This is a genomic window from Gilliamella sp. GillExp13 (assembly GCF_001690815.1).
Classification (GTDB): domain Bacteria; phylum Pseudomonadota; class Gammaproteobacteria; order Enterobacterales; family Orbaceae; genus Gilliamella; species Gilliamella bombi.
The window spans coordinates 1-4,762 of the sequence record NZ_LZHJ01000049.1; the positions used below are offsets into that span (position 1 = coordinate 1).

Sequence of the window (4,762 nt, forward strand, 5' to 3'; positions counted from 1 at the left end):
CCAATGGCTTAATACGTCAGTTTATACCTAAGTCAGCGGCCATTTCATTAGTTGACGACAAACAGATAAAGAAAATACAATATCTATTGAACACACGCCCAAGAAAACGGCATAAGTTTAAAAGCCCTGCCGATTTTTATTCTAAGGAGCTAAGAAGAATTGCACTTCATGGTGTAATCTAGGATAATAAAAATCTTTTTATTTTAAAGGCTATAGACTTGCGACTAGATATCGACTATCTTTCTCAGGGTATAATTGTTAATGGTTTGTAAAGCTTAATATGTGGAATTAATTAGAGACAGTATATGAATTCCTAAAAGCTTGGTTTTCTGTTTTTTATGATTTTATATTTTATTCAACTCTATGTATCTTATTTTTATTAAGGAATTTAAGATGATCAAATTCGCCTCCCGCTTTTTGGCAACTTGTTTTATTTTACTTTTTACCTCAATGGCTAATTCTGAAGTTAGAATTATTATTACTGATGGAGTGAGTTCAGCTAAACCTATAGCTGTTGCCCCATTTAAATGGACAGGTGGTGGAGAACCTCCACAAGCCATTGAAGAAATTATTGCTTCTGATTTGCGTAACAGTGGTAAGTTCAATCCTATTGACGTTAATCAAATGCCTCAGAAACCGACAACAGTTTCGGAGGTTACTCCAACTGTATGGAACAAAGTTGGTGTTTCAGCTGTTGTTGTTGGCTCAATACAACCTGATGCGTCAGGAAAATATCTTATAAATTATCAATTAGTCGATACAGTTAATCGTCCAGGTACAGTTTTAGCTCAAAATCAATTCTCTATTGAAAAGCGTTGGGTTCGTTATGCAGCTCATACTGCAAGCGATGAAATCTTTGAATCACTAACTGGTATTAAGGGTGCATTTAGAACACGAATTGCTTATGTTGTAAAAATGACTAAAGGGCCGTTTTCGCACGAATTAAGAGTGTCTGATTATGATGGTTATGATCAAATTACTGTTCATCGTTCTAAGGAACCATTAATGTCTCCTACTTGGTCACCAGATGGGAAAAAAATAGCTTATGTAACTTTTGAAGGAGGGCATTCTTCATTAGTGTTAAAAACTCTGGATAGTGGAGCTGTACAAACAATAGCTTCTTTCCCTCAACATAATGGAGCACCAGCATTTTCTCCAGATGGTAGTAAATTAGCATTTGTTCTATCTAAAGGTGGTAGTTTAAATTTATATATGATGAATTTAAGTAGTAAGAAAATTACTCAAATTACTTCTAGCCGTAGTAATGATACAGAACCATCTTGGATGCCAGACAATCAAACAATTGTTTATACTTCCGATCAAGCGGGTCGACCTCAGTTATATAGTATTAATACCAATACTGGCGAATCGCAAAGGGTAACTTGGGATAATACGCAAAATCAGAATGCTAAAGTGTCACCTGACGGCTCTTTTATTGCAATGATATCAACTAATAATGGTGAACAGCATATAACTCGATATGATATGGATACAAAAACCTATCAACGTTTAACTGATACTTTTTTAGATGAAACCCCAAGTATTGCACCGAACGGTACAATGATTATTTATAGTTCATCTCAGGGATTAGGTACAATTTTGAACCTTGTATCTACAGATGGTAATTTCAAAGCAAGGTTACCAGCAACCGATGGGCAAGTAAAATTCCCTGCATGGTCACCATATTTATAAAGACAGCTTAAAAAAACAACTACATTTCAATTATTAAAATTGTGTAAAGTTTAAGGTCGTTATAATATATTACTCTAATCTTTCAGGCCTGTAATGGGCGTTACTTAGAAGTTAGTTAGATATATAAATAGAATTTATTCAAACAACAGGAGTTTATACAATGCAATTTTCTAAATTTCTTAAAGTAGCAGCGGTTGCTTTACCATTAATCGCTGTAACTGCTTGCTCATCTAATAGCAGCCAAACCGTTAGTGGTAATTTAAATGGTGCTTTATCAAAAGAAGCCTTAGAGCAACTTCAAAAATTACAACAAATTAATACAGTTTATTTTGACTTTGATAAATATAATGTTAGATCTGAATATGCAACATTATTAAATGCACATGCTGAATTTATTCGTACAAGTAACATAAAAGTTGTTATTGAAGGTCATGCTGATGAACGCGGTACTCCAGAATATAATATCGCATTAGGTGAACGTCGTGCTGCTGCAGTTAAATCATATTTACAAGGTAACGGTGCTTCTGCAAGTCAAATGGAAATCGTTTCTTATGGTAAAGAAAAACCTGCTGTGTTAGGTCATGATGAAGAAGCGTATGCTAAAAATCGTCGTGCAGTAGTAACCTATGTAGGATACTAATAACATCTTATAGCGGCTGATTATTCAGCCGTTTTTAATTTTAAGTTTACACTGAGTCTTATATAATATGCATAAAAAAATACTCACATTACTTTTATTCCTTTTATTTACTGGTTGTGCAGCAAGTAGTTCCGACATTGATCAAACGGTTCAAGCACAAGGACAGCTATTGATTGAAAACCAACAAAAAATTAGCGATTTGCAAGCAGATGTAGATACTCTTCGTGGTCAGTTAGAAGAGACAAAATATCAACTTAATCAGATAATTGAACGCCAGAAAATGATTCTTCAACAAATGACTAATAGTTCAGGATTTTCTTCAAATACCGATTTTGATTTACAAGGAGAAGGATATAGTTCAAAAACATCTTCAGATCCTACTTTGTCCAAATCTTCATCAGATTTATCTGGATGGGTAACTACTGGCGATGATAAAGCGGATTATAATTTTATAATCCGATTTGTTAATGAAGGCAAGCAAAATAACGAGGTTATTGATGCCTTTAAAAAACATCTGAAATCTTATCCAAAGTCTAGTTATCGAGCTAATGTTAACTATTGGCTAGGTCAGCTTTTATATAAACAAAGTAAAAAAAATGATGCTTCATTTTATTATGCTACTGTAGTAAAAGATTTTCCGTCTTCTTCCAAAGCTGCTGATAGTCTTTATAAAGTGGGGTTAATTTTACTTGATAAAGGAGATACCAAAAAAGCTAAAACTGTTTTTCAACAAGTAGTGAATAAATACCCAAAAGATAAGAATGCGGTAGTGCTTGCTAATAAAAAGTTAGCGTCACTAAAATGAAATGTATAAATAATCATCTATTAGAAAAATGTAGCAATAAAGTGGTTGCGTAGTAATACAATTATAAGTATTATAGCACCCCGAAATTACTTATCGTTTCAGCTATTAAGCGCATAGTAGTTCTTATCAAATGGGTCGTTAGCTCAGTCGGTAGAGCAGCGGACTTTTAATCCGTTGGTCGAGCGTTCGAATCGCTCACGACCCACCATTATTAAATTTTAAAATTTAACCAGTAAATTTTTTCCAATTAAAGAAAGCAATAAGTTTTTTAGGAAAATGATCTTAGCAAACATAATATTGATAAATATTTTACGATAAGTTCCTTTTTATATTGATCAGTTGCACCTAAATAAGAAAAAACTTTCTCTCAGTTTTATACTCCTATCTTTTGAATCGCTAGTTACTTGCTGATTCTAAATTGATCCTCGCCAAAAAAGTGGACAAAAGTCGCCTCTATGATATAAACAAAAATCATAGGAGACAAATATCATGGTCAAAAAATTTAGTATCGAATTTAAACAACAATCAGTGGATTATGCGTTATCTAATGCACACCTTTCTATCAGCGAACTTGCCAACTATCTAGGTGTGGGTAAATCAACCCTAGATAAATGGATTAGGCAACTTTCCCCGAATAAAACTAGCCGTCGAGAGTTAACAGCTGAGCAACAGCGGATTATGGCGTTAGAAAAAGAGATTAAAGAACTGAAAATGGCCAATGATATACTAAAAAAGGCGCATGTGCATATCATCAACAATCCAAGTCGGTGAAGTACGCTTATATGAAAAATCATTTAACTAGCTATCCCGTTACTAGGATATGCCGATTACTTGGTGTCAGTTCATCAGTTTATTATGCTTGGTTAAAAAGAGCAAACAAATCTGCCAAACTCAGCGAGTATATCCAAAAACAGTATTGGCAACATAAAGCCCGTTTGGGTGCACCAAGCCTGCTTCATGATGCAAGAGAAGCGGGCTATCAAGTTTCAGAAAGGACAATTAGCCGTGTTTTGCAACAATTGGGATTACGTAGTTTGAGATTACATAGTAAAGCAGCACGTAAATTCAAGTATAAAACAGACACGGCTCATCACAATATTGTGCCCAACACGTTAGATAGGCAATTTAACCCTGATAAGCCTAATAAAACATGGGTAACTGATATTACTTATATTAAAACAGGTGAAGGTTGGTTATATTTGTCGGTGATTATCGATTTATATGGACGAAAAGTGATTGCTAGGCAAACCAGTCGCTACATAGACCGTCATTTAGTGTGTAATACATTAAAACAAGCCTTATTTCGGCGTCACTTTCCTAAAAATGTACTCATTCATAGTGACCAAAGAAGCCAATATTGCAGTGCAGATTTCAAGCAATTATTATTACAATATGGGCTAAGGCAAAGCATGAGTCGAAGAGGAAACTGCTTTGATAATGCGGTTGTTGAGAGTTTTTTTCATACACTCAAAACCCATATTATTCATGACTGTTACTATAAAACGAGGAAGCAGGCTAATAAAGCACTATTTGAATATATTGAAATCTATTATAATCGGATACGCCGTCATTCAGCCAATGGCTGGGTATCACCTGAACAATATGAACAACAATATTACCAAAAC

4 protein-coding genes, 1 tRNA gene and 1 pseudogene are annotated in these 4,762 nt (G+C 34.3%); all 6 read left to right on the top strand.

Annotated features, from left to right (window positions below; translation table 11 throughout):
* Nucleotides 1-182 (top strand): annotated as a pseudogene (locus tag A9G37_RS12795) (IS30 family transposase); the annotation flags it as partial.
* Nucleotides 183-396: 214 nt separating this feature from the next.
* On the top strand, nt 397-1,692 hold the full coding sequence (tolB, locus tag A9G37_RS03660; RefSeq protein ID WP_065574659.1) for a Tol-Pal system beta propeller repeat protein TolB: 1,296 nt from the start codon (nt 397-399) through the stop codon (nt 1,690-1,692).
* Nucleotides 1,693-1,852: 160 nt separating this feature from the next.
* Complete coding sequence (pal, locus tag A9G37_RS03665; protein WP_034914778.1) at nt 1,853-2,332, top strand: peptidoglycan-associated lipoprotein Pal; 480 nt, start codon at nt 1,853-1,855, stop codon at nt 2,330-2,332.
* 67 nt (nt 2,333-2,399) lie between these two features.
* Nucleotides 2,400-3,137, top strand: a complete 738-nt coding sequence (gene ybgF, locus A9G37_RS03670) for a tol-pal system protein YbgF (protein ID WP_034914776.1) — start codon at nt 2,400-2,402, stop codon at nt 3,135-3,137.
* A gap of 132 nt (nt 3,138-3,269) precedes the next feature.
* Nucleotides 3,270-3,345: transfer RNA gene (locus A9G37_RS03675), tRNA-Lys, on the top strand.
* A 281-nt stretch (nt 3,346-3,626) separates the two neighbouring features.
* Nucleotides 3,627-4,762 (top strand): IS3 family transposase gene (locus A9G37_RS03685; protein ID WP_141671035.1). Its coding sequence is split into 2 segments (ribosomal slippage), with 1,137 coding nucleotides annotated over them: nt 3,627-3,873 and nt 3,873-4,762; the frame shifts between segments, so codons are not numbered across the junction. This gene is flagged as partial in the annotation.

Excerpts from the sequence above, each read along its gene's own strand:
- pal (WP_034914778.1), top strand. The coding sequence starts at position 1,853 with ATGCAATTTTCTAAATTTCTTAAAGTAGCAGCGGTTGCTTTACCATTA.
- ybgF (WP_034914776.1), top strand. The coding sequence starts at position 2,400 with ATGCATAAAAAAATACTCACATTACTTTTATTCCTTTTATTTACTGGT.